Consider the following 25360-nt stretch of genomic DNA (forward strand, 5'->3'; position numbering starts at 1 on the left):
CTATCATGTTTATATTTTTAGAAAAATGGGTGCGAATTTGTTGGCAGAGAGAGCTGGTTGCGGTGGTTTTATTGGTGATTCTGGGTATTTATCGCTTTTTGAGATGCTGAAAAATAAAACGGCTAGGATTTGCGTGATGGGGCTTGGTTATGTTGGCCTGCCTCTTGCTAAGGCTTTGTGTGAAAGCGGGTACCATGTTTTTGGTGTGGATCCAGACTCGTCCAAAGTAAACTCGCTTGTTTGCAAGAAGTCATATATATCGAGCGTAAAAAACTGTGAAGTAGAGTGCATGCTGGACAGCTCTAGGTTTTTTGTTAGCTGCGATTTTGAGCAGGCTATATTTTCTTCGGATGTTGTGATTATTTGTGTTCCGACGCCGCTTACTCAAAACAGAGATCCTGACATGAGATATGTGCTGGCGGCTATGAATGAAATTGCTAACGCTGCTTATGGTTCCGGAACCAAGCTTGTTATATTGGAGTCGACTACATATCCAGGGACAATGAGACAAATAGCAGAGCCAATTTTGAGAAAATCTATGGGAGAGGTGGGAAAAGATTATTTCATGGCATATTGCCCCGAAAGAGAGGATCCGGGAAATAAAGAGTTTCATACAAATTCGATACCAAAAGTGGTTGGAGCAGCAGATAGAGAATCTCTTGAGTTAGCGGCTTCCCTTTATGGTTCTGTCGTTCCTAGCGTTATCAAAGTTTCTTCTTGGGAGACGGCGGAATCTGTCAAGTTGATGGAAAATATTTTTAGGTTTGTGAATATCAGCCTTGTGAACGAAATGAAAATGATATTTCAAAAGTTGGGAGTTGATGTATGGGAAGTTATTGAAGCGGCTTCTACCAAGCCGTTTGGGTATATGCCATTCTATCCAGGTTCCGGGATTGGCGGGCATTGTATCCCAGTGGATCCTGTGTTTCTTAATTGGAAGATTAAGTCTTCTGGTATGAGATCTTTGTTTATAGATGCTGCAATTCAACTTAATGAGGATGTTGAGAATTTTGTTGTAGGAAGGGTCGCCTATGGACTGGACTGGATGTTTGGTAAAGGATTGCGGGGCTCTAGGATTTTGGTTGTTGGTGTTGCGTATAAGGCAAACGTGAATGACTTCAGGGAGAGTCCGGCTCTCAACATATTTAAAAAACTTAACGATAGAGGGGCGATAGTTAATTATTACGATCCTTTTATAGAGCGCATTGACGATGCAGAAGAAAGCTTGTCTTTAAATGGGGTCAGGTCTGTTGAATTGAGCGAAAATTATTTGCGGTCTCAGGATGCCGTTCTTATTTGTACGCCGCATGACGGTGTCGATTATAGAATGATTTTGAATAATTCAAAACTGATAGTTGATTCGAAAAACGTGTATAAAAATGTGAGCGCTAAAAATATTGTAAGAGCATAGCGGTGGAAAGGTCTCCTTTATGAAGTCGTATAGAAGGGAGTTATTAACGGTCGGGCTTGTTGGGGCGTCGGTTTTTTGCCCTATTTTTGTCTTTAGATCTCTGTCTCTGCCGTTTTTTCTTGTGTTGTTTTTAATTACGAATCTGAGAAGCGGGTTTTTGCATGAAAATGTTTTGTTTATAAAAAAGCAATGGCGTATTTTTTTTCTAATTAATTTGTTTTTTTTATGGATATTAGTTAGAAATTTTGATTATTACGTGTGCGTTGCTGGGAATGCAGTAGAGGCCGCAAGGTTGTTGCTCTTGTGGCTTTGCGTGTGTACACTTTTTTTGCAATTTAATGAAAACATAGAACAGAAATTTGTTTTTAATAAGAATTTTTTGTTTGTATTTACAATTTTGATTTCTGTTTTATTGTCGGTGATTATGGTGTCAAAGCAATTTTACATAGAGTTGTTTTTGAAAATGGCGTCTCTATATAGTCCTGACAGGTATGGCGCTTTTACGAAATGTAATTTTCAATACATTTTTAAACAGATGGCATCGATGTATACATATTTTGTATTTTTATCTCTAGCTTTTGCTCTTCAGTCAAGAAGATTTAAATTAGTTTTTTGTTTTATGATTTTTGTTGCCGTTATAAATTATGGCTTTTCTTCTGGGGCAAGCTTTGTTGCGTTTTTTGTTAGCGTTGTAGTGGCGTATGCTTGCGAGAATTTTCCGAAGTTTGTATGCGCTATAAGCCGGGCCGGCATTTTTATATATTGTTTGTTATTGCCGAAGATAATATTTGTGGCAAAAAAGTGGTTTTTTATTTTTCATGATAAGATGGAAAGCTTTTATAATTGTTGGATTTATAGGCGCGTGGTGAGCTTTGGATGTAGGCTTTTAATTTGGGAATTTTGTTTTTCAAAAATATTAAAGAATGGTTTGATTGGCGATGGAGTTATCGCTAAGGACCAGCTGTGCGACGCGGTATTTTATTTTAAAAATCTTGGGAAATTTCCAAATCATCATGGGGATTATTTTTTTTCTAATCATCCGCATAATTTTCTGATTAATATTTGGATGAACGTTGGCGCTATCGGAGTTATTATTTGTGTTTTTTTGTTGAGTTTGCTATTGAAGAACGCCTGCAAACAGTGTCCGCAAAACAGATATTATTTGTACGGGATTTTATGTTTTAATTTTTTGTTGGGGCAGTCGAATGAAGCGATAGAAAGTGTGCATTGGGTGTGCTTTTTAGGAATAGTGGCTTTTATGCGCAAAGCAATAGGGGATGCAGATGTTTCACGTGAAACAATTTAAAACAAATATATCTTTAGACAAAGTTTTTTGGACGGGAATTTTTTTAGGACTGATGGCTTTTTTCTTTTTTTCCAGGGCGTGTATAGTGGTTTGCTTTGCTGCGTTATCAGTTTTTATTTGGTATAAGCTTCCTAAGCTGCGCGGTGAGAAAAAATTTTTTGGAACTGAAAATGGCTCAAAGGCCTTGCTTGTGTTTAACTTTTTGATGGCGTATTTGTTGGTAAGAAGTGCGGTGGGCGCAGAATATATAGTTTCGAAAAAGCCAATTATATACTCTGTGATTATTGTTTGGGCTATTGTGCTTTTGATATATTTCCAACAAAAAACTGAAATTTGTAATTGCGAGAAATTTTTTAAAAAGATTGAGCTGGCTACTGTTCTTGTGTTGGCCGGATGTTTAGTTACAATTGTTGTTTTTGTTTTTAGGTTTGATGTTTTTGTAAAGTTTAGGCAAATATCTAGCATAAAATTTTTTTATAAAATGATTTTTATAAAAATTTTCCCGTTTATGGTTCTTGCGTTGGCTTTGTTATATAATCAAAGAAAAATGGTGTCATTTTGGATAATTTGCGCAATAATGGCTTTGATAAGCTGTTTAACTAGTTCATACTCGATGTTCATAGCCTTTGCGCTGTCTATAACGGCGTTTGTATTGTACGTAAAATATAGCAGGCCTGTTGCTTTTTGCGCCAAGCTTATAGTGTCATCATATGTTTTGCTATTGCCATTTGTTTTGAAATATATAAAATCTGCAACATTAAGCAGCTTTAATAGAAACGATGAAGTTCACAAAGTGCTTCACACTTTGTATGAGCGGTTTTTGATCTGGGACGAAGTTGTTGCTCAGTTAAAAGAAGCTATATTTTTCGGTATGGGGATTGGCCAAGAGCGGTGGGTGGCAGCGAATATGATAATCCCCGAGTATCATGGATTTTCTCCGTTGTTTATGCACAATGCTGCCCTGCAGATTTGGGTAGAGTTTGGGTTTGTCGGGGCTGCGTTAAGTTCCTGCGCAGCTTATTTATATTTAGACAGGATTGTTCGAGGAAATTCTATTATACAAAACGGGTTTGATCTTGCAATCTTTTTGTATTTTATGGTAATGGTGCAGTCATTTCTCAATATATGGCAGCCATGGTTGTTTTGCTATATAGGAACTTTGTTGATAATGAAAAAATACGCGTTTTGCTCTTTGAAGAGCGATGTTTCACGTGAAACATTCAAATGTTCAAATGGTGTTTTGTAAAGGCGGTTGCTGGGAATTAGGATATGAAAGTGAAAAAAAATAGCGCTATAGTTGTGGGGATTTTGAATCAAAAAGGAGGCGTAGGGAAAACGTCTACGGCAGTTAACCTTGCTACAGCATTGGCAATTGTTAACAAAAAGGTCCTTTTGGTTGACCTAGACCCGCAAGGAAACGCGTCTATGGGGTTTGGTTTGAAGGTGCAAAAAGGGGATCAGAATGTATATCACGTAATTTTGCGCTTGGTGGACATAAAATCTGTCTTAGTTCCGTGTTTTATTGCAAACTTAGACATACTGTGCTCGGCGTCGGATTTAGCTGGGGCGGAAATAGAGCTTGTTCCGCTCGAAAATAGAGAAAGTCAGTTGGCTTATGCGCTAAAAAAAGTAACAACTTTGTATGATTACATAATCATAGACTGCCCGCCGTCGTTAGGGCTTTTGAGCTTGAATGCTCTTATAGCTTCTACGTGCGTCATTATTCCGGTGCAGTGCGAATTTTTCGCGCTTGATGGGTTGAGCCGGCTTTTGAATACGATAAAAAAAACACAGAAAGTTTTTAATTCGAAAGTCTATGTGGCTGGAATTTTGTTAACTATGTATGACGGGAGAAATCTTTTGAATCAGCAGGTGGAGAAAGAAGTTAGATCTATGCTAGGGGAGGATGTGTTTTTATCTGTAATCCCAAGAAATGTAAAAATTTCAGAAGCATCGTCACACGGTAAGCCTGCGATAATATACGATAGAAGAGCGCCCGGAGCTAAAGCATATATTGAATTTGCGAGAGAGTTTCTAATAAAGCAGGGAGAAACGTTGGTCTAGGAAAGTTGAATTTGGTTTTTTATAACTGAGATTTGAAGATAGCGGAGGCGGGAGAGATGAGAAAATATGAATTTGGTAATGTATTTGATAAAATATTGAAGAAAGAAATTGCTTGCGATTTTCTTAAAGAACAAAAATATGCGGTAGCTTTTAAAGATATTTCTCCGCAAGCTCCAGAGCACGTTCTTGTTATCCCATCAGGCCCATACATAAATTATATCGATTTTTTTGAGCGCGCATCAATTGAAGAGGTGGCAGATTTATTGGATTTGCTTGCTTGCGTCAGAAAGGAAAGATTTAGTGATTGCGCTGCAATTTCTAATCAAGGAAAGTTCGGAAAACAAGAAGTTTTGCATTTTCACATACATTTGATAGGGGGGATAAAACAAAAAACACCTGAAATCGGCGATCAGTTTTGTGAAAAAAAGTTAATCCCTTACGAATTATCGAGAAATTATTTTGCGCGGTCGAAGAAAATCTTGAGCTTGGAAGATTTTATCATACTAGATGGCGAATATGAGCAGGGTCTTCGCGTCATGTGTGTGCTTTTATCCCCGGCTCGGCGGACATTTTTTGACTGGTGCGCTTCTAGGGATTTTGAAAAAATTAACCGCATGCTTAGGGATATGGCGTCTAAATGTGGAGAGCTTAACATAGAGGCTGGAGGATCTAGGCTTGTTATCGGCGGCTCCACTAACTTTTATGACAACAAAAAAAGGTTTTGTCTTAAGATATTTTACAATGCGTGTGTTGGAAATATGTTGGGCAGAGATTAGAAAATGTATTTTATAAATTTGTATAGCGATAATGACATTTTTTCTAGTATCTTAATTGAACAACTGCGTCTCATTAATATTTGTTTTGATATAAGGGTTTTAGAGAATATCTCGGAAATATTTTTAAGAGATCGGCTTAAAAATACAGTTGCGATTGTTAAGTGCGTTAATCAAAATATTGAAATTATTTCTCCTGTATGTAGTTTGCACATTGCTCGGCCAATAAAAATAAAGCGAATATTGAAGACCATTGTTCAAATATTGCATAGCAGGCTTTTTTTTGTCCGTAATTATGTTTTTGATCCGAATAAACGTCTTTTTTTTGATTTTATCGATAGTTGTGAAGTTTTTTTAACTGAAAAAGAGGCGGAGTTTATTTTGTTTCTGTTAAATTCTCCATGTTGTAAGGCGTCAAAAAGTGATATAATGAGGGGGGTTTGGAGATATAACGATCTTTGTGATACGAGAACGTTGGAATCGCACGTCTACCAGATTAAACAGAAAATAGAGCGTGATCCAAAAAACCCAAAAATACTAATGTTCGATAGAGGTGGTTATTGTTTGAATGAAGTGATTAAATAATGTGGCTGGGAATTTTTGCGATAGGAGATAAAGATGCTCTCAATATCTAGTGGGAAGATGAAGGCTTCAATATGGATGGTGCTTTGGGCTTCGTTTTTTAGCATAGCTATGTTGCACAATAAATCTACGAGCAAGGATGCATCTGTGTGGATGATAGTGTGGATGCGGGCTGCTTTTGGAATGCTGTTTATGATTCCGTTTTTGGTTAAGGAGCGTGTTAGCGTCTTTAAGACGAAGTGCCCGGCAATCCAGCTGGCGAGAGGTGTGTTCGTTGCATGTGCGGCTATGTGTACATATTTTTCTTTCAAAAAATTGCCAATGCCAACGGCTGGGACGATTAACACAAGCTGTCCTTTATTTGTTCTTGTTATGGCAGCGATATTTTTGCGTGAAAAGATCTCGCTAAAAAGATGGGGAGCGGTTGTTATTGGATATATTGGGATACTTGTGATATGTAACCCTAAAAGTGTCGCTCTGGACCCATATATAGTGGTTGCCGTCATGTCGAATATATTTGTAGCGTCGTATGTTGTTCTTGCTCGTATCCTTGCAAAAAACGGAGAAAAATCTCTTACTACTTTGTTTTACAGTTCTGTTATTTCTTTTGCGATATACAGCGCTATATGCGCGTTCAATTGGAAAGCGCCAGAAACCTCTGATGTCTATCATTACATTATAATAGGAGCCTGCGGTTCTGCTCTTCAGTTTTGCTATATAAACGCTCTTCAGTTTGAGCAAGCATCATTTTTGGCGCCGTTTGAGTACTTGAGATTTTGCATGGTGTTATTTCTTGGATGGGTGTATTTTGGTGAAAAATTGTCTCAGAATACCTTTATAGGGGCGTCTTTTATAGTATTTGCTACGGTGCTTCTTATTGTTTTTGATAGGAGTGTCGAGCGAGCTCGAGCGTAGTGCGACGGCGGTATTCCTGTAAAGTATTGGTTGGATTTTCGGATTACGTGGTTCGGAGGTGACATTTAGCAAAGGCGACGGAGGTGGCTCCGCCGCTTTATTTTGCTGATTTTTTTCTGAAGCTAGTCAGGTGGCAATAGGTAAGTTGATACGGGTTATACTGTTTTGCTCTTTTCTTCGATTCCTTTAAACAATTGTTCAAGTGTTAAAGCGGCTTTTTCATCGCCTTTTGCTTTTTCATCGCCTTTTTTTTCTTCATCTTTCTGAGCTGCCTCTCCTTCTCCCTTGGCATCTCCTTCTCCCTTATTGTTTTCTTTTGAAGAATCTGATGTGTCCGCTAATCCTGCAGAGTCTTTGTCCTTATTTTCAGAAATTTTTACAGCTGCGTCTTTTTTATCAGATTCTTTGTGGCAGCCTCCCCCGAGGACTATCGCGACACATACTAGGCATGCGACGGTCTTATAGATGTTTTTCATATTTTGCTCCTATTTTTTCATGATCTTGCTTAATTGTGTCATAAAATAGTTAAAGAAGCATTTGCATGCTGGTAATCGATCAAAGGTTTTGACTTGATTGGAGACGTATTTTTTATGAGTTCCTTTTGTAATTATTCTGCGTTCTGATCGAGGCGCAGACCCTCTTTAGTTTGCAGATAGAACAGTTTGGGTTTCGAGCTGTACACACCTCTCTTCCATGAAGCACAATCCAGAAATGCGAATTTTTTTTCCAGGGATTGGGGATTTTATTGAGGAGTTCTTTTTCGAGTTGTTCTGGAGTTTTTGCTCTTGCAATGCCTATTCTTTGAGCCACCCTAAAGACGTGGGTATCTACCGGTATTGTTGGCTGGCCAAAAAATTCATTCAAGACTATGTTGGCTGTTTTTCTTCCTACTCCAGGGAGAGAAATTAGCTCATCTATAGTATCTGGAACAATAGAAGAAAATTTTTCTATAAGAATGCTGCTTAAGAGCGCTATGTTTTTTGCTTTTGTTCTATAGAGGCCTATTTTTCTGATGTGCTCGATTAGTCTTTGTTCTCCGAGCGTGAGCATTTTTTCTGGGGAGTCTGCGATTTCGAACAGGCCTGGTACGACTGTATTTACAACCCGATCCATTGCCTGCGCAGAGAGGATGGCGCTTATAAGCAGGGTAAAAGCATTTGTATAGTATAAGGTAGTTTTCGGATCTGGATATTTGTTTTCAAAATATTCAAACACTTTTCTAATTTCTGCCATACTCAAAAGTCTGTTTTGCATTGCTAGATTAATAAAAGCCGCGATTTTCGGATTTATACCATACCAAGTAATTGCATTTTGGAAAACTTCAGAAAAAAGGCGCGTTGATGGGCGCGCCTCGATAAGTATAGTGTCATTATTTTTTATATTTATAGATTAGTTTGAGAAGTCTGCTATGTCTGGCAGGTTGGTGCCTTTCGCTTTAGCTGCTTCGCGTATGCTTTCCAGCTCTAGCAAAGCTTTTTCTTCTAGCTCACAAATTTCATCATACATTCCTCCTTTGACGTCTTTGCCAAGATGGACTTGTTCTATTTCGTCATTTTCTACACGGCGAAAGATTTGCTCAAGGGTTAAAAAGTTCGTCGCCATTTTCAGGTATTCTTCTGATACTAGCGACTCATTATAGTCGTCCTGTTCCACCTTTTTACTCAATTCGGCCAGTAAGGAGTTCATGATTTTGAATCCTTTTGACAGGATTTTTGTATTTGATTCTTTCTCTCCATTAGCGTTGTTGAGGCTTTGTTGAGTTATTGTTAGCGGCGTAGACGTCATTGGTACATGAGCGCTCGATTGAATTGAGGTTTTTTTCTTTGAGTAGGATTTTTCTGAAGGCTGGTCTTGTTTTGTTTGCTTTTTTCTTCCTAGTCTTAGCGTTTGTGATTTATTGTTTTTGCGTTTTACTATTGGTGATTTTTTTGTATTCTTGCGAAGAAGCAGGCAGTTTTTATGTGCTTTTTTGTACTTTTTTATAAGAAATTTTTGGGTTAACTTACTTTGTTGCTTATGTTTTTCTGCAGATGCTTTATCTGCGGCTTCTGCAAATAGAAACGCCATTGTTATAGCGGTGAGCGCGTGAGCTTTTGTTTTTTTCATATTTCATTCCTGTGTGGTGCCTTACAGTTGTGCTAGCTTACGAGTTATTAGATAAAAAATCAATTTCGACAAATAAATTGATATGTCATTAATCGAAATACACAAAAAAACAAAATTAAAATTGTTCGAACGAAGCAATAAAAAATTTTTGATTGTGTGTTAATAAAATGAAAAATGCTTTAGGAATACGCTTTTAAAAAAAAGCTAAAAAAGTATATATGATTTTTAGCATTGAGTTTCGCTGCTTGAGCATGTTATGCGTTTGGATGGGTAATGTTTTTACGGCGCATTATTTGCGTTTGAACAGATTCTGTTGACTTTTGTTCAACATGTGTAAACACTCTACAGTATGATTTTGTGGAGTAAGAGATAATGAAGGTGCGTTTTAAAAGCCGGCATGAAGTTGGCGTTCCCATAGTTATCGGTGCTTTTAGTGATGGGAGCTTGACTTCGTCGGAGGAATTTCATCTGTTTAAAAGCGTTAAAAGAGCGGTTGAGAGCTTTTCGGTTCCTTTTGGGAAGGCGTGTTTTTTAGATGTGCGAGATGGGAACGGCGCAAAGGTAATTATAGTGGGGTTGGGAGCAAGACAAGAGGTTTTGTCAAGGAGAGATGCTTCGGAGATAGGCGCTAGGATGTGCGTTGTATGTGAAGATATGGGGATGTTTAATATTTCTATTGCTGCTGATGCTAAATTTATCGGCGAGAGCGCAAATAGCATTGCTTTTGGTTATTTATTGCGCAGTCATAAGTTCGATAAATACAAAATAAAAAAATCAGATGGAAAAAGCTGCGAGTGGTCGTGCAGATTGCTTGATATTGTTACTTTATCTCCTGTCGAAGATGAAAAAGATTTTTTCAAATTCGAAAAAATTGCTGACGCCGTCAGATGGGCGCGCGCGATGTGCAACGAGCCTGCAAACGTGCTCTATCCAGAATCTTTTGCTGCCGAAATATCAGATAAGCTGGTTCCGCTTGGAGTTGATGTTGAAGTTATGGGCGAAAAAATGCTTGTTGATATGGGGTTTGGCGGAATTATCGGAGTCGGACAGGGAAGCGAGCGCCCTCCAAGATTTGTTGTGATGAAATGGAACGGCGCGAAAGACAAAAAAGAGGCGCCAGTTGCTTTTGTAGGTAAGGGAGTTACTTTTGATAGCGGCGGTATATCTATAAAACCGTCTAGAAACATGGATCATATGAAGGCTGATATGAGCGGCGCTGCTATAGTTGCCGCTCTTATGGGGTTTTTGGCTGCTGCAAAAATTTCTATAAATGCTGTTGGCGCAGTTGCTCTTGCGGAAAATATGGTTTCTGGACGCGCGCAAAGGCCTGGTGATATTATTCGCTCTCTTTCAGGAAAAACCATAGAAGTGCTGAATACAGACGCAGAGGGGCGCATAATACTTGCTGACGCCTTATATTACGTGCAAGGGCTTAACCCAAAGCACATCATAGACATTGCTACTCTCACTGGTGCGGCTAGAATTGCGGTTGGTAAATCGATGGCGGCTCTTATATCGAATGACGATGAACTGGCCGGTGTGCTTGATAAGTCTGGCAAAATTGTGGGGGAGAGAGTTTGTCGATTGCCGATCGTAGACGAATATGAGAAAGAGCTAGACAGCCATATAGCCGATGTGAAAAATATAACCAGCGATGGGGTTGGAGCTGGAACCATAACTGCTGCTATGTTTTTGAGGAGGTTTATTCCAGACTGTTCGTCGTGGGCCCATATAGACATAGCTTCTGTCGACTTTGCCGACTCTTCAAATATTCTATGTGAAAGAGGTGCGACGGCGTTTGGACTTCAGCTTTTATGTGAGGCTGTGGAGAAAATGGCAAATGTGTAATAAAAATTTATATAAAAAGTTAGGTGTCTTTATAGTTGCCGCGGCGCTTTCTTGCGGTTGCTCAGAGAAGTACGCTAATAAGGCTGGGAGCGATCCATACGAAGTCATCAGATATGATCTGATAGACGTTAAATATAGGGATGTTGGGTATTTGTTCGACAACAAACCCATAGTGTTGTATGGAGATGATAAAGGGTGCGCGGTTGATGTTGAGTTGTGGAGGGCCGCGGTTGGCGTTATGTCTCGTATTCCTCTTGTCGTAGCAGATTCTCGAGGTGGAATTATAGAGAGCGAATGGTATGGGCCTAGCGAGGCTATTGGAGAGCAGTTCAAGGTAAAAGTGTTGCTTAGAAAGTCTGAAAAAATAGACCTTAAAGCGGTCGACGTTATAGTGTTGCGCAGGATTTGGGATGGATGCAGCAAGTCTTGGCGTGCTTGTCCGGACTCAAAGGCGTTGGGCAAGCTGATAAGGGACAAAATTTTGTGCTCTTTTTGTCGCAAGTGAGGAACGGAAGCATTGCAGGCGTTTTCTTACAGAGGTTGCTAGAGGCAACGGATTAATATTTTTGCTTGAGAAAGGTCGCTTGTTAGGACTGTTGGCAAAGTAGTGATGTTTTGGTAAATTATAGCAAACAGATTACGTTATTTTATATGAAAAGCATAGGATTGAGGCGGTTGAATGTTACTCAGCTTGCGTCTAGCCAGAATGCTATATCGGCCCTTATAGCTGTGGTGTTTCTAGAAAGTTGGATTTTCCCTATCCCGCCCGATCCTTTGTATTTTGCTGTTGTTCTTCACAGAAGAGATAAGATATGGATGTTGGCATATGTGTGTACTGTGGTTTCTGTGCTTGGAGGAATAGTTGGATATGCGATAGGGATGCAGCTTTACGATTCTCTCGGTCTTTGGATACTTGATTTATATAACTGCCGCGCGCAGTTCGTAAGGTTTCAGGAGCAATTTATGGAGTATGGGTTTTGGATAATCCTGATGAAGGGGCTTACACCGATACCATACAAAGTTGTTGCTATTGCGTGCGGAGTTATGAAATTTGATATATGGTCGTTTATATTGGCTTCGGTCGTTTCGAGAGGTATAAGGTTTGTAGGTGCATCGTTTATGTGCTGGAAATATGGGGAAAAGATGCTCGGTCTGATTCATAAACGCGGAGGACTTGTTATGGCGACTTTTGCATTTTTGATAGTAGCTGGCTTTATGGTTTTGAAGGTATTTTTATAGAGACAACATTGGGATGGGTAGTCAGGTCTTTTAGCTGTTTTTTTCTCCGAATTTCGGCATAGTAGCGTGTCCTTTATGCGAAGTCCCGCTAGCTAGAACAACAACAGAGACTGTTTTCGCGATTATATACATATCTAGCAAGAAAGAAGCATTGTGCGTATACCACACATCGTACGCAAATTTTCTTGTCCATTTTAGAGAGTTTCTACCCATAACCTGAGTCATTCCCGTAAGACCAGGCTTAACAGAATGTCTTATTTTTTGTCTTTTTGTGTACAAAGGCAAATATTCTGGAAGCAGTGGGCGAGGACCTACTAGGCTCATGTCTCCTTTTATAACATTTATTATTGTTACTATTTCATCTAAGCTGTGCTTTCTTATAAATTTCCCGTATGAAGAAAGCCTCTGTGCGTCGCTGTTGCTTGATTCCGGGATTCTCATCGACCTGAATTTTATTATGAAAAAAGGTTTTTCTGCATAGCCTATTCTTTCTTGTAAAAAGAACAACGGTCGGCCTAAAAATAAAAAATTTGTTATGCATATTAATAAAATTATTGGAGAAAACAAAATCAAAAAGACGCTTCCGAATATAATGTCTAGAATTCTTTTAAAATATCGCATGTAAATCACGAATTATCGTTGTTAAGCGTTGAGAGGTTTCAGGATTGTGAGTATAATATTGCAATACACGTTTGTAAATTTATTTTTATGCCTATACCAAGTCCATATCCTAGGATTGTTCCTAGGGCTGTTTTGTTTGATTGGGATAACACTCTGGTTGATACATGGAGGAGTTCGTATTCAGCATTAAACTTTGTTCTGGAACAGTATAAGTTAAAAACGATAACAGCTGATGAGTTTGTAAAGCAGCCGTCAGTTTCTATGCGCGATTACTTTGCGAAAATGTTTTCGAAGGAGGAAGCGGAAAGAGCCGAATTTATGTATTATTCCTTTGTGCGTGAGCAGCATTTAAATTCGCTTAGTCCGTTTCCGGGAACTTATAATCTTCTTCAATGGTTGATGAGCAAGGGGATATTTGCTGGGGTTGTTAGCAATAAAGATGGGGTTGTTTTGCGCAAAGAGGTAGAGCATCTTGGGTGGTCAAAATTTTTTGGCCAGGTAATTGGCTCGAGAGATGCCGAGGAGGATAAGCCGTCTCCTGTGCCGCTTTTGACAGCGCTTTCTAGAGAGAATATTTCTGCTGGGCATGACGTGTGGTTTGTCGGAGATTCACATATAGACATGATGTGTGCACAGCGCGCTTTGTGCGTTCCGGTTTCTATTTCTAAGGAAGCAAGAATAGAAGGACATCCTGTTGTAGAGTTAAATGGATGTATGGAGCTGGCAAAATTGCTTTCATCGCTGTATAATGGCACAGAAAAAGGCGCGGCCATTGGGTAGTGTTCGCGCGTTGCTGGCGTTCTTTTGGAGGAAGTTATGGAAAAAAATGTGCTACAGGATGCTTTTCTGAATGGCGTGCGCAAGAAAAAAGTTAACGTTACAGTCTTTTTAATCAACGGAGTAAAATTGTCTGGGATAATAACATGGTTTGACAATTTTTCTGTTTTGCTGAAAAGGGACGGTTCTATTCAGTTCATATATAAGCACGCTATATCAACGATATCTCCTGAAGCGCCGTTTTCTATGTATGACGTTCCGGAAGATGGTGGTTCCGAAAAGACCTCGAGAGATGAGGTTGATGCGTGATGTTTTTGACATTAAATAGGGGTTTTTGTCATGTTTCGCATAGTTGACTGGATGTTTGGGATTAGAAGGTTTCCTCTGGTTTTTTTTGCGATTCTTGCGTCAGCGGTGCTTTCTGGATGCGAGACATGGCATTTTGTTCTTAGCCCGTCGCAAGAGCGTGGGGTTGTCGGGGCCGTCAGAGATAATAGAATACGGGTTGCTATCAACGCGGCGTGGATAAAGAGCGGATTGAGTGATGCCGCAGCGCAGGTTGAGCTTATAGTGTATGGCGGTAACGTGATTCTTATGGGGATTGTCCAGAGCGACAAGATCAGATCTGGAGCTGTTGACGTGGCAAGAAAGGTTTCTGGAGTTAAGCGCGTTATAGATGCTATGCGGATAGGTGACGAAAATATGGGCGATTATGCAAACGATACGTGGCTTACGTGTAAGTTGCGTGGGTTGTTGTTCGCGGATATGCGTATTTTGTCTCATAACTATCACGTCAAGGTAATAGATCGCGTTGCATACATACTTGGGTCTGCGCAAAATAAAGAAGAGTTTAACTGCGTTGTTGGGCACGCAGAGTCACTTCCAATAAGAAAGGTTATTAGTTATGTGGATTTTTAATTTTTTCTGTATAAGTGTCTTTGCGTCTTGCGGCCGTGTATATATATCACGGACCGCCGAGGTCCTTTTGTTTAAAAGTTGTTAAATGTTATACTTCGTCTGATCGATTAAAGGTTTTGGGGTAGTTATGCGTAATATAACCGTACGAGAGGCTCTTAGAGAGGCAATGGCAGAGGAAATGCGCGCAGACGATAGGGTGTTTTTGCTTGGAGAAGAAGTTGCCAATTATGACGGTGCGTATAAAGTAAGCAAAGGAATGCTTGCAGAATTTGGCCCTCGAAGGGTAATCGATACGCCGATATCTGAATATGGCTTCACAGGTGTGTCTGTTGGAGCTGCGTTCAGGGGATTGCGCCCGATAGTTGAGTTTATGAGCTTTAATTTTGCTATGCAAGCAATAGATCATATCATTAATTCTGCAGCTAAGACTTTGTATATGTCCGGCGGATCTGTAAGCTGTCCGATAGTGTTTCGTGGATTAAACGGAACGGCAGTACAAGTTGGAGCGCAGCATTCGCAGTGCTTTGCAAGTTGGTTTGCCCATTGTCCTGGGCTTAAAGTTGTTTCTCCGTATGATTCTATGAGCGCGAAGTATCTGTTGAAAGCTGCTATAAAAGACTCAAACCCAGTTGTATTTCTTGAAAGTGAAATTATGTATGGGAGAAGTTTTGATATTGACGATGAGGCGGGAGAGAGCATAGCGCTGGATAAAAGTGTTGTTCGCAGAGTTGGAAGAGATGTTTCAGTTATATCTTTTTCGGTATCTGTTGATAGGTGTTTGAAAGCTGCCGAAATTTTGCATAACGAACATGGGATTGATGCAGAGGTTATAGACTTAGTTTCTCTTAGACCTATAGATATAAATGGAGTAATATCGTCTCTTAGGAAAACCCATCGGTTTGTTTCTGTTGAAGAGGGGTGGGCTCCATATGGAGTTGGAGCAGAGATAGTTTCGGTGATTAATGAACACGGGTTTGATGAACTAGATTCTCATCCTATAAGAATTTCCGGAGCAGATGTCCCGATGCCATATTCTAAACCTTTGGAAGCGGCAGCTATCCCAAGTGTAGAGTTAATTGTAAAAAGGGTGCTTTCTCTATTCTAATTTGTATTAATATATGTTAACATGATATTTATTTATCGTTGAAAAACCGAAATGGCTGGAATGTCGTATAGAACTGGAGTCGAAGGCGAAAGGCTTGCTTGTGAATTTCTTGAGCGGCGTGGGTACGGTGTCTTACAGCGGAGATATAAAACCAAGGCAGGAGAGATAGACCTGGTTATGAAAGATAAAGACGCTATAGTGTTTGTTGAGGTTAAAAAGAGGAAAAAAATGGCCGATGCAGCAGAGGCTTTGTCAAGAACTCAATTTAACAGGATTGCTGATGCGGCAGCGATTTTTACAGGTAGTTCTGACGTAGAATGTTCAGAGATAAGATTTGATCTTGTTTGTATGTCTTCTGATGGCAACATAAATCATATAAAAAATATTTCAATGGATTTTTGTGATTAAATAAATTTTAATTGTGTTTGTTTTTACTAGTTGTTTGACATAGGATTAATGATTTTGGCTTTCTGTGGAGATATATTTCATAGGTAGCTCTCGCAGCTATGGCTGGAATCTTTGCTTTGAGTTTTTTTGTTGAAATAACCGTACGGAAAGAGGCGCTGGATTTCGAAATTTAGAGTTGTTCGTGGGTAAATTAATAAATTGATATTTTTAGCAATTTATGGCTGTTTTGGTGTAGTGGCTTTTTATGCATTAATTTTTGTATATCTATTCGGCTGCAGCTAAGATCCGCGGCAAACACGCGATTTTTTCGAAAAGCGTGAGCTGGTAAGTGGATCGAATATGACTATAGAAGATGCATAAACTATGCGTTGTTTGACTTTTTTGTGCGATGGGTGTGTTTATTTATAGGTTGATTTGAGTTAGCAAGAGGCTATTTTTGTTTACGTTCGGCGCATTTTAATGCATACTCTGCATAAATTAATGATTGTGACAATTTAATAGCACATGGGATCGTTTTCGCATTACATAATAAGGAGGGTTTTTCTGATAGCGCCTACACTTTTTTGCGTTATGATAGTGAATTTTATGATAATACATTGCGCGCCTGGAGGGCCTGTCGAGAGTATGATGGCGCAGATGAGCGTTGAGGATTTGAGCGTCGGTGTTCAGAGCGGAGACGGTGTAGCAAAAACTCTTGAAGAGCAAATAGGGGATGATCTTAGAAAAAAATATGGACTTGATAGGCCTCTTTTTGAACGATTTTGCATCATGGTCAAAAACTATGTTGTGTTTGATTTTGGAAAGAGCTATTTCAAAAATCAGCCTGTAGCAGATCTTATCCTGAAAGGCGGAGCGATTTCGTTTTCTATAGGTGTATGGACTGTTTTGCTAATATACGTTGCGTCAATTCCGCTTGGAATCGCCAAAGCTGTCAGGAATGGTTCCAAGTTTGACTTGTACTCGTCTCTTATTGTTGTTGCTGGGTATGCTCTTCCCAATTTTCTTCTTGCGATGGTGCTAGTTGTTCTGTTTGCTGGTGGTGGTTTTTGGTCGTGGTTTCCTGTTGAAGGTCTGAGGTCTGATAATTATGAAGAGCTTAGTTTTATATCCAGAGTTACAGATTATTTTTGGCACATAGCTATACCAGTATTTTCAGAGGTGGCGACAAGTTTAGCCGCTATAACGATGCTTACCAAAAATGCTTTTTTGGATGAAATGGGTAAGCAGTATGTTGTTACAGCGAGGGCTCAGGGGCTTAGCGAACGTTCGGTTCTTATTGGGCACGTCATGAGGAACGCGCTACTACTGATAGTTGCTAGAGTTCCTCTTACGTTGGTGACTGTATTTTTTTCTAGCTCTATCCTTATAGAGAGAATGTTTTCGCTTAACGGGCTTGGAATGCTAGGGTTTGAAGCTGTATCAAATAGAGATTACCCTATAATATTTGCAACTCTTTACGTATTCACCTTATTTGGACTGGCGTTGCGGCTGGTAAGCGACATAGTGTATGCTGCTGCTGATCCGCGAATCAGGTTTGAGACTCAGCGATGAATGCCAGGTTTTCTCATATATCGAATAGGGGCACCAGGTCTTTTAGGAAAAATACTTCTGCTTTTGTGTCATTGATTTTGTTTTCTGCTTTGTTTTTTGTATCTCTTATGTCGAACTTAATTTGTAACGATAGGCCATTGGTAGTGGTTAGAGGCTGTGAGGTTTTTTTTCCCGTGCTCAAGAATTATACCGAAAAGTCGTTTGGACTAGATCTTGAGGTGGAACCAGATTATAAGGGTGCTTATTTTTCTTCTATGATGAAAGGTTCGTCAAGCCAGGTGTATATACTATGGCCTCCGATCAGGTATAGTTATCTAAGTGTGGGGGTGCCAGGACGGGGAGAGGTTTTTCCATCTCCTCCTTCGCGAGAGCATATACTTGGAACTGACGATCAAGGAAGAGACGTTTTTGCAAGGCTGTTGTATGGGATGCGTACTTCTATTTTGTTCGGCTTAGCTCTAGCGTTTGCAGGGTGTTTTATCGGAGTATGTATCGGAGCAATTCAGGGATATTTCGGAGGGATAATTGATATTTCTGTACAGAGGTTTTCAGAAGTGTGGTCTGGGCTTCCTGTGCTATTCATAACGATGATTGTCTCTAGTTTTGTGAGGGCGACAGCTGTGTTGCTATTTTTCATAATTTTGGCGTTTAAGTGGGGACGGGTCGCAGATGCGGTTAGGGCAGAATTTTTGCGCTCTAGGAATTATTCTTATGTAAAGGCAGCTGAAGCACTTGGTGCTGGGCATATATCAATAATGATGAGCCATGTGTTGCCGAATTCTATGGTGTCTGTAATTTCATATTTTCCATTTTTAATGAGCTCGTCGATATCATACCTGACGGCACTTGATTTTTTGGGATTCGGCCTTCCGGCTGGAGCCGCTTCACTTGGAGAGCTCGCGAGGCAAGCGAAAAATAATCTTCACGCGCCATGGGTGGGAGCTGCTGCATTTTTTGGACTTGCATCGATACTAATTTTGATAAATTTTATAGGGGAAGGGGTTCGCGATGCCCTTAATCATAAGTCATGACAAGTCGCAATTCTCAGTTGATTGAAGTTTCTGACCTTAAGGTGTCGTTTTTCAGTGATATGGAGACAGTGGAGGCTGTGCGAGGGGTATCTTTCTCTGTCGGGAAAGGAGATGCTTTGGCAATTGTTGGAGAAAGCGGTTCAGGAAAAACTATAAGCTGTCTTTCTTTGGCTAGGCTTCTTCCTAAATCTGCATTATATAGCGGGAAAGTTACAATTGATGGAATAGACATATTCAACGCTTCTGAGCAGGAGCTTTGCGCTCTTAGAGGAAGCAAAATAGCATATATATTCCAAGAACCTTTAGAGTCGCTAAATCCTACTAAAAGCCTATTTCAGCAACTCGCTTCTCCTATACTGGCGCACTCTTCAAGGCGTATCAAACACAAAGAGCTGAAAGAGATTTGCGTAGACATGCTTGATCTAACGGGGCTGTATGGTCTGCGGGACCGACTCAACGCCTTTCCGCACCAGATATCCGGAGGACAAAGGCAACGCCTTATGATTGCTATGGCTCTTTCTTGTTCCCCGTCTCTTCTTATCGCAGACGAACCAACTACAGCTCTTGATGTTTCTATTCAGGCAGAAATACTGGACACAATAGCAAGCATTCGAGAAAAAAGAAGCATGTCGTTGATAGTTGTCACGCACAATATAGGAATCGTTCCTAGAGTAGCAGATACGGTTTGCGTCATGAGAAATGGAACAATAATTGAAAGAGGAAAGGCAAAAGAGATCTCTGTTCATCCTCAGAATCCATATACTATTAAACTGGTAAAAAGCGGTAATTTTGAAGATATTTCTTTATTTTCCGACGATTCTCCAAAAAAAAATTCGAGAAAAATCATTCTTGATGTCAGGCTTCTTAAGGTGTCTGCTCCAGATAGAGAGTCTCTTTTTATAAGTGGAAAAGAGAGACTAATAGTGAATTCTGTGTCTTTTAAAATATCTGAAGGGGAAACTCTTGGTGTTATAGGGGAAAGCGGGTCTGGAAAGACCACTATAGCAATGGCTGTTCTTAGGCTTATAAAAAGTTCAGGAGCAATAATTTTTGATGGAACGGATATATCAAATTTTTCGCACAAAACTATGAGAAAGTTTAGAAGAAATATGCAAATTGTCTTTCAGGATCCTTTTAGCTCGCTCAACCCAAGAAGACCTGTTAAAAAGATCATATCTGAGGGGTTGTTTATCCATAAAATTGCCGATAGTGACAGGGAGATAGATAGGCTTGTTGACGAAGCTTTGTTTGATGTTGGGCTTGATGCAAGATTTAAAAACAGCTATCCGCATGAACTATCAGGTGGACAAAGACAGCGTATAGCAATAGCCAGAGTTCTCGTTTTGAAACCGAAACTCATTGTCCTAGACGAGCCTACGTCCGCCCTTGATATGACAATTCAGCACGAAATCATAAAGTTGCTATTGAGGCTTCAAAAAGAATATACGCTATCCTATATGTTTATCAGTCACGATCTTAATGTTATCAGAGCGGTCAGTCATGAGATAGCAGTTTTGCGTTTTGGTGAAATAATAGAGGTCAAGAAAAATAATGATTTATTTAAATTACCAGAGAATGAGTATACAGTGCAGCTAATAAGGAATTCCTTGTTATGAGCAATGGAGGTCGACTATATGCCGTTTTTGTTTGTTGAAGATAGCATTTCTTGTGGGAATAAGATTTATATTACTCCTTCGCAATCGCATTATTTAAAAAATGTTTTAAAAAGGAGGAATGGGAGAGTCATAATATTTAACGGTGTAGACGGTGCTTGGGAGGCTGATGTTTGTGACCTTCAAGAAAAAAACCCATTTATAGAAGTGTGTTCTCAGGTTTTGGTGCAACCAGAAAAATTTCACCGAATAGAGTTATTTTTTAGCCCAATAAAAAGGAACGGATTTCTTTTTGAGAAGGCAGCAGAGCTGGGCGTTACCGATTTTCACCCTGTGGTATTTTCTAGATCAGTTGTTCGATCTTTTTGTGCTGAGCGCTCTGAGCGCATAATAATAGAGGCGTGCGAGCAAAGTGGACGTATCTCTGTTCCAGCATTGCACGAAGCTGTTTCGTTTGATTGTTTTGTTGATAAGTGCAAAAAAAGTGCGGCAGTCATATTGTTTTGTGAGTTTGCTGGAGGAAAACGAATATATAGTGTCCTAGAGGAGCGTGTTGCGAGCTACAGCCTAGATGATCGCATAAGTATTTGGTGTATAGTTGGCCCTGAGGGTGGATATTCAGAATATGAGAGGCGTTTAGTAGCGAGTTGCGAACACGTGAGCCAGGTTTGTTTATGCGACTCTGTTTTACGTGCAGAGACTGCAGCTCTTTGCGCCGTTTCAGTTGTGAAGAATTTTTTGATACAGCAATGAGGTGATATGACGGCCTGATGGCCGTCATTAGCTGTGTGAAAAAGACTGATTACTGATACCAAATCTCTATGCGAACTTTATTCGAGTTTTGATTTGAAGAATCGCAGATGAGGTACTTTGATTTTACCGGCGTTGTGAGAACGTCGTTTTCTTCCTCTATGTTTTGAGGGAATTCCTCTTCAACCTCCATTATATGTTGAACGCTTTTGCCACAGGAGTTATTATAGATGTCTATAAGCTTATTTTGTATTGTGGCGCTGGGGTAAAACACTGTGTGATGACAGTTTTTTCCTTTTTTAGGAGCTTCTGGTTCGCTGTAGAAGTTTGTTATCGAAAAATCATTGAGTAATTGCTTATCCGCCAAATAGAGTTTCAAAATTTCAGAATGGTACGAGTCATTAATATGTGCGGAAAGGTTGAATATGTTGTACGTTATTCCGCTTATCGTTGTTGAAAATCCATGAAATTCCTGTTGCTCAAGATCGAAATTGTTCACAGCAACAGCGAGAACTTTTTTTAAAAAATCTTCTTTTTGAAGAACTTGCGGATCTTTATTGGCGTTTGCTACGTTAAAAGCGCTTGCGATTGCAAAAGTAGCTAGAAAGTGTTTTAAAATTTTCATTATATTTCAATGTACGGGAACAACAATGCTGATAATACATAATTTAATAATTGAAATATATATTAATGATTCTTAATAAAACAATAAGATATATTAAATGCTAGCGAAAACAAAAGGTTAGCGCTATGCCGCTGAATTATTTGGAAAATATTAGCCAGAGGCGGCGCTAATATGGTGGTATGACCCTGAATCTTAGGGAATAAAAAATTTATGAGTAAGATTACCATGGAGTGAAAGGCGACCAAGGCCATTTGCGCTTCACAAACCCGTTTTTATGATTGAATTTTATTGAGCGATTTATAGAGCACTTGTGACCTGGTTTGCAAAAAGATGGTTCTATTTGCTTTGGCTTCTTATTGTTCTCTGCATATGACAAATGATTGTTGAAGATCAGTAAATTACAAAAAAATAAGCACAATATAGTGCCGTTGGATAAAAATTTTTGCATTTTCTTTTATGATTAACTTTATATATGCAGAATTATATAGAAAAAATGCTAAAAAATTTATAATATTTTCGATGCTTTATGATTGATAATTATTGATAAATTTTCAGTATATTGTTTGCATCAAGATTCAGAGCCTAGTCGTTTCGACCGAGAAAATCACCAAAAAACAGTTGCTTATAAAATAAACGCTATTGTTTTTGTTGGGCTAAAGATATAAAATCGCGCGTGTAGGGGGGCTGTGGAGATAGCTATGTTTAGGCAGCTTAGATTAGCGGCGTTTGTTGTTGTTGCGTTGGTTGTGGTGACGTCGTGCGGCCGACAGGAAAATAAAGAATCGGAACTGAAGATAGGAACGGCCGGGACTTATCCGCCTTTTGAGTTTCGTGACGGGGATAAAATGTGTGGTTTGGCGATGGATGTTTCTAGGGCTGTAGCTCGAGATCTGGGCAGAAAGGCGACATTTGAGGAGATGCCTTTTACGTTGTTGCTTCCAGCTCTTCAGACTGGGTCTATTGATATCGCAGTCTCTTCTTTTAGCATAACGCCTGAGAGAGAGAAGAAATATGGAATGTCGATTCCGTATTACTATGAAACTTTGGCGGTTATATACAGAAAGGATACTCCTATTCTGTCTAAGGCAGATTTCGCGGGAAAGAAGATAGCTTGCTGTCTTGGGTCTACTATGGAGATGTGGGCAAGAAAAAACGCGCCTACTGCAGAAATAACTCCTACTGATACTACCCCTATGGCTATAGAGGCTTTGAAGACAGGAAGGGCTGATGCTGTTCTTACAGATGCTGCGCAAGCAAGCGTGTATAGCAAAGAGAATAAAACGTTGTGGTACAAAGTGCTCGAGCGTTCTGGGGTTGGGCTTGGTATAGTAGTTAAAAAAAGCAACAAAGAACTGTTGAATGCAGTCAACGCGTCACTTAAGAAAATGGTAGATAGCGGTGAATTGAAAAAAATCCAGGATAAATGGGTTGATACGTCTGTTGACAAAGAATCCCAAAGCGTTAAAGGCGGAGAGTCTATAAGCGTTGAAAGCATGCACCAATAAGAGGAAAGGTTTGGTTGTTTTATGATTGCTGGTGTTGACGCTTTATTTATAGCATCCGGGGTGGCGCTCACGATGGAGTTATTGGTGTTTAGCCTTGCGATAGGTTTCGTGCTTGGCGTGTCGATCGCTGTTATTAGGTATATGAAAGTATGCGTAAAAGCGATCGACTGTTTCGTGTCTGTGGCGAGGGGTACGCCAATTATACTTCAGCTTAGTTTTTTCTATTTTTCTATTCCTGGCGCGCTTAATCTTGATGTCAATGTGCTTTTTGCAGGCTCGTTGGCGTTTGGTATTAACAGCGCGGCATATGTTTCGGAAATTTTTAGGGGGGGAATAGAGAGCCTGCCTATAGGGCAGTTTGAAGCTGCGCGCTCTCTTCATGTCCCTAGATTTTTTACTTGGAGGGATATAATTCTTCCGCAGGTAATACGAAATGTATTCCCTTCTTTAGTTAATGAAATTGTTGGATTGCTTAAGACAACGGCTCTTATATCGACGATCGGTGGGCTTGATATAATGCGAAGGGCTCATTGCGTGTCAGCTCTGAGATTTACGTTTTTCGCTCCAATTTGTATTGCTGGCGCCTTGTATTATGCTCTTGTTTTGTTAATAGAATATTTTGGAATGGTGGCTAGCCGGAGGCTTATGCGAAAGGGCTGATTTGCGTTGTTGAATCTTGTTTTCGCCGTTTTCATATGACCTTAGTTTGTATCGGAGATGATTATACGGGGATTTTCAGTAAGTTTCCGTCGTTTTTTTGTGTGAGCTTGGCCCGTTCGTTAAGTGCTGCTGTATGGTCAGACATTGCAAGGCTTATATATGTTTTGGGGACTTTTTTTATCGGCTTTGCTGAGGCGCGTCTTTCTTCCAAGCATACGGCGGATGCGGTTGGTTCGTTTATGTAAAGTAAACAAGCGGCGCAAAAAAAAAGTACTCTAGGTTCTTGCATATAGGTTTCATGAGTTTTTCAAATCTGTATTAGATATTTTATATGATCAAAATTAATATTTTGCTGTCGTTTTCAGGAGGAGTTGTTTTATGTGTTGGCGAGGCCAATTTTATGTTTTCGCAGAAGTAAATGATGAGAAGTATTGATCTACCTGACGTATTAGAATACAATCAGCAACGGGTGCTGCTGTGGGTGGGTGGCCCGATAGCGGCTTTTGCGCCTGTAGCTTAACTGGATAGAGCATCAGACTACGGATCTGGAGGTTGGGAGTTCGAATCTTCTCGGGCGCGTTTTGGCTGGTTTAGAGCTCTTTTTTCATAGACTATGCTGTATGCGCATGAGGTTGGGTTTGAGCGGCGAGAATGTGCATTTTATAGATTGATTGTAAAAGTGTTGCGAATGCTGCTGTTTTTGTTCAGGTTTTGTGTGGCTGGCGCGAAAGGATTCCAGAAGATGGTTACAAAGAGAAAGGGAGTTATTACGTCGGTTTTCTTTTACGCCGGGTATGGGTTTTTATATATTCCGATCTTTTTGGTTGTGATCTATTCTTTTAACGAGGCGCAGTCGGTTTTTTGGAGTGGTTTTTCTTTAAAGTGGTATAGGAAGCTGTTTGAAAATGAAATTCTTATGGGCGCCGCGTTGGAAAGCCTTAAAATAGCTCTCCTCTCGTCCACTCTTGCTGTTATATTCGGGACTTTATGCGCATACTCTTGCGAGCGCACAGACAAGGGCTATAGAGTTCTTGCAATTCTTTCCACAACACCGCTTGTGATACCAGAAATAGTAATGGGGCTATCGATGCTTCTGCTGTTCATATGCATGCAAAATTTGATTGGATGGCCACAGAAAGGGGTTATGACGGTCACAATAGCGCATTCTACGCTTGGGATAGCTTATGTAACTACCATAGTTCGTGCTCGGCTTGCGAGGATAGATAGGTCTATTGAAGAGGCTGCGCTTGATCTTGGGGCTAGGCCTCTTAGCGTATTTATATTTATAACATTTCCGATGATTTTTCCTGCGTTGGTATCTGGATGGCTGATAACTTTTGTTTTATCTCTGGATGATGTGGTTCTTGCGAGCTTTACTTCCGGGCCTGGCGCATCCACTCTTCCGATAGTTATATTTTCTAACTTGCGTTTGGGATACACTCCTCAGATAAACGCGCTTGCTGTGTGCATAATATTGATAGCGAGCTTGTTCATCGTGTGCGCAGATTATACAATGCGGAAGAGAGGTGGAGTTAAAAAGAACGGCGAGTGA

28 protein-coding genes and 1 tRNA gene are annotated in these 25360 nt (G+C 39.9%); 24 read left to right on the forward strand and 5 right to left on the reverse strand.

Annotation, left to right across the window (positions count from 1 at the left end; all coding sequences use genetic code 11):
• The first annotated feature begins 25 nt into the window (after window positions 1-25).
• From HYD_RS03100 to HYD_RS03130, 7 genes are read left to right on the forward strand one after another with little or no spacing between them, the layout of a single operon-like run.
• Window positions 26-1411 carry a nucleotide sugar dehydrogenase gene (locus tag HYD_RS03100; protein WP_236864828.1) on the forward strand — a complete coding sequence of 462 codons (1386 nt, stop codon included), beginning with the start codon at window positions 26-28 and terminating at the stop codon, window positions 1409-1411.
• Between the two features lie 19 nt (window positions 1412-1430).
• On the forward strand, window positions 1431-2717 hold the full coding sequence (locus HYD_RS03105) for a hypothetical protein (protein ID WP_236864830.1): 1287 nt from the start codon (window positions 1431-1433) through the stop codon (window positions 2715-2717).
• Window positions 2695-3963: an O-antigen ligase family protein gene (locus HYD_RS03110; protein WP_236864832.1), complete on the forward strand. Its 1269-nt coding sequence runs from the start codon at window positions 2695-2697 to the stop codon at window positions 3961-3963. The genes HYD_RS03105 and HYD_RS03110 overlap by 23 nt, the downstream gene beginning before the upstream one ends.
• 29 nt (window positions 3964-3992) lie before the next feature.
• Entirely contained in the window at window positions 3993-4781 is a 789-nt protein-coding gene (locus HYD_RS03115) for a ParA family protein (RefSeq protein WP_236864834.1), read from the forward strand.
• A gap of 56 nt (window positions 4782-4837) precedes the next feature.
• Window positions 4838-5557 carry an HIT domain-containing protein gene (locus HYD_RS03120; RefSeq protein ID WP_236864836.1) on the forward strand — a complete coding sequence of 240 codons (720 nt, stop codon included), beginning with the start codon at window positions 4838-4840 and terminating at the stop codon, window positions 5555-5557.
• A gap of 3 nt (window positions 5558-5560) precedes the next feature.
• On the forward strand, window positions 5561-6139 hold the full coding sequence (locus HYD_RS03125) for a winged helix-turn-helix domain-containing protein (protein WP_236864837.1): 579 nt from the start codon (window positions 5561-5563) through the stop codon (window positions 6137-6139).
• A 57-nt stretch (window positions 6140-6196) separates the two neighbouring features.
• On the forward strand, window positions 6197-7051 hold the full coding sequence (locus tag HYD_RS03130) for a DMT family transporter (RefSeq protein WP_236864838.1): 855 nt from the start codon (window positions 6197-6199) through the stop codon (window positions 7049-7051).
• A gap of 155 nt (window positions 7052-7206) precedes the next feature.
• On the opposite strand, the gene HYD_RS03135 is transcribed toward HYD_RS03130, so the two are convergent.
• From HYD_RS03135 to HYD_RS03145, 3 genes are all read right to left on the reverse strand, one after another.
• Window positions 7207-7527: a hypothetical protein gene (locus HYD_RS03135; protein WP_236864839.1), complete on the reverse strand. Its 321-nt coding sequence runs from the start codon at window positions 7525-7527 to the stop codon at window positions 7207-7209.
• Between the two features lie 112 nt (window positions 7528-7639).
• Window positions 7640-8284 carry an endonuclease III gene (gene nth / locus HYD_RS03140; RefSeq protein WP_236864840.1) on the reverse strand — a complete coding sequence of 215 codons (645 nt, stop codon included), beginning with the start codon at window positions 8282-8284 and terminating at the stop codon, window positions 7640-7642.
• A 156-nt stretch (window positions 8285-8440) separates the two neighbouring features.
• On the reverse strand, window positions 8441-9157 hold the full coding sequence (locus tag HYD_RS03145; RefSeq protein ID WP_236864841.1) for a hypothetical protein: 717 nt from the start codon (window positions 9155-9157) through the stop codon (window positions 8441-8443).
• Between the two features lie 372 nt (window positions 9158-9529).
• Between HYD_RS03145 and HYD_RS03150 the strand changes: the two genes are divergently transcribed.
• The 3 genes from HYD_RS03150 (at window position 9530) to HYD_RS03160 (ending at window position 12244) form a co-directional block, all read left to right on the forward strand.
• Entirely contained in the window at window positions 9530-11005 is a 1476-nt protein-coding gene (locus tag HYD_RS03150; RefSeq protein ID WP_236864842.1) for a leucyl aminopeptidase, read from the forward strand.
• The gene (locus HYD_RS03155; RefSeq protein WP_236864843.1) at window positions 10998-11510 is read left to right on the forward strand and encodes a DUF3576 domain-containing protein; all 513 of its coding nucleotides are present in this window, start codon (window positions 10998-11000) and stop codon (window positions 11508-11510) included. Before HYD_RS03150 ends, HYD_RS03155 begins: the two co-directional genes overlap by 8 nt.
• 146 nt (window positions 11511-11656) lie before the next feature.
• Entirely contained in the window at window positions 11657-12244 is a 588-nt protein-coding gene (locus HYD_RS03160) for a YqaA family protein (RefSeq protein ID WP_236864844.1), read from the forward strand.
• 30 nt (window positions 12245-12274) lie between these two features.
• Here the strand turns inward: HYD_RS03160 and HYD_RS03165 are convergent, their stop codons facing one another.
• Window positions 12275-12865 (reverse strand): sugar transferase, encoded by a 591-nt coding sequence (locus tag HYD_RS03165; RefSeq protein WP_236864846.1) that lies wholly within the window; start codon window positions 12863-12865, stop codon window positions 12275-12277.
• An 87-nt stretch (window positions 12866-12952) separates the two neighbouring features.
• Here HYD_RS03165 and HYD_RS03170 point away from each other — a divergent pair, with 87 nt between their 5' ends.
• From HYD_RS03170 to HYD_RS03210, 9 genes are all read left to right on the forward strand, one after another.
• A complete protein-coding gene (locus tag HYD_RS03170) occupies window positions 12953-13645 on the forward strand; it encodes an HAD family hydrolase (RefSeq protein ID WP_236864848.1) in 693 nt (230 codons plus the stop codon).
• A 36-nt stretch (window positions 13646-13681) separates the two neighbouring features.
• On the forward strand, window positions 13682-13951 hold the full coding sequence (gene hfq / locus HYD_RS03175; protein ID WP_236864850.1) for an RNA chaperone Hfq: 270 nt from the start codon (window positions 13682-13684) through the stop codon (window positions 13949-13951).
• Between the two features lie 30 nt (window positions 13952-13981).
• A complete protein-coding gene (locus HYD_RS03180; protein WP_236864852.1) occupies window positions 13982-14560 on the forward strand; it encodes a BON domain-containing protein in 579 nt (192 codons plus the stop codon).
• A gap of 127 nt (window positions 14561-14687) precedes the next feature.
• The gene (locus HYD_RS03185) at window positions 14688-15665 is read left to right on the forward strand and encodes a pyruvate dehydrogenase complex E1 component subunit beta (RefSeq protein WP_236864854.1); all 978 of its coding nucleotides are present in this window, start codon (window positions 14688-14690) and stop codon (window positions 15663-15665) included.
• Between the two features lie 51 nt (window positions 15666-15716).
• Window positions 15717-16073 (forward strand): YraN family protein, encoded by a 357-nt coding sequence (locus HYD_RS03190; RefSeq protein ID WP_236864856.1) that lies wholly within the window; start codon window positions 15717-15719, stop codon window positions 16071-16073.
• A gap of 504 nt (window positions 16074-16577) precedes the next feature.
• Window positions 16578-17624 (forward strand): ABC transporter permease subunit, encoded by a 1047-nt coding sequence (locus HYD_RS03195; protein ID WP_419469448.1) that lies wholly within the window; start codon window positions 16578-16580, stop codon window positions 17622-17624.
• Window positions 17621-18655, forward strand: coding sequence for an ABC transporter permease subunit (locus tag HYD_RS03200; RefSeq protein ID WP_236864860.1), 1035 nt, complete (start codon window positions 17621-17623; stop codon window positions 18653-18655). Before HYD_RS03195 ends, HYD_RS03200 begins: the two co-directional genes overlap by 4 nt.
• Entirely contained in the window at window positions 18652-20271 is a 1620-nt protein-coding gene (locus tag HYD_RS03205) for a dipeptide ABC transporter ATP-binding protein (protein WP_236864862.1), read from the forward strand. The genes HYD_RS03200 and HYD_RS03205 overlap by 4 nt, the downstream gene beginning before the upstream one ends.
• Window positions 20272-20289: 18 nt before the next feature.
• Window positions 20290-21021, forward strand: a complete 732-nt coding sequence (locus tag HYD_RS03210; protein ID WP_236864864.1) for an RsmE family RNA methyltransferase — start codon at window positions 20290-20292, stop codon at window positions 21019-21021.
• Between the two features lie 49 nt (window positions 21022-21070).
• Here HYD_RS03210 and HYD_RS03215 read toward each other — a convergent pair whose 3' ends face one another.
• Window positions 21071-21643, reverse strand: a complete 573-nt coding sequence (locus tag HYD_RS03215) for a hypothetical protein (RefSeq protein ID WP_236864866.1) — start codon at window positions 21641-21643, stop codon at window positions 21071-21073.
• Between the two features lie 698 nt (window positions 21644-22341).
• On the opposite strand from HYD_RS03215, the gene HYD_RS03220 reads away from it, so the two are divergent.
• From HYD_RS03220 to HYD_RS03240, 5 genes are all read left to right on the forward strand, one after another.
• Entirely contained in the window at window positions 22342-23148 is an 807-nt protein-coding gene (locus HYD_RS03220; RefSeq protein WP_236864868.1) for a substrate-binding periplasmic protein, read from the forward strand.
• A 21-nt stretch (window positions 23149-23169) separates the two neighbouring features.
• Complete coding sequence (locus HYD_RS03225; protein WP_236864870.1) at window positions 23170-23808, forward strand: amino acid ABC transporter permease; 639 nt, start codon at window positions 23170-23172, stop codon at window positions 23806-23808.
• 35 nt (window positions 23809-23843) lie between these two features.
• Window positions 23844-24053: a hypothetical protein gene (locus HYD_RS03230; RefSeq protein WP_236864871.1), complete on the forward strand. Its 210-nt coding sequence runs from the start codon at window positions 23844-23846 to the stop codon at window positions 24051-24053.
• A gap of 260 nt (window positions 24054-24313) precedes the next feature.
• A tRNA-Arg gene (locus HYD_RS03235) sits at window positions 24314-24387 on the forward strand.
• A 109-nt stretch (window positions 24388-24496) separates the two neighbouring features.
• On the forward strand, window positions 24497-25360 hold the full coding sequence (locus tag HYD_RS03240) for an ABC transporter permease (RefSeq protein ID WP_236864873.1): 864 nt from the start codon (window positions 24497-24499) through the stop codon (window positions 25358-25360).

Origin of the sequence: Candidatus Hydrogenosomobacter endosymbioticus (assembly GCF_021654655.1) — a bacterium.
Lineage (GTDB): Bacteria > Pseudomonadota > Alphaproteobacteria > Holosporales > GW7 > Hydrogenosomobacter > Hydrogenosomobacter endosymbioticus.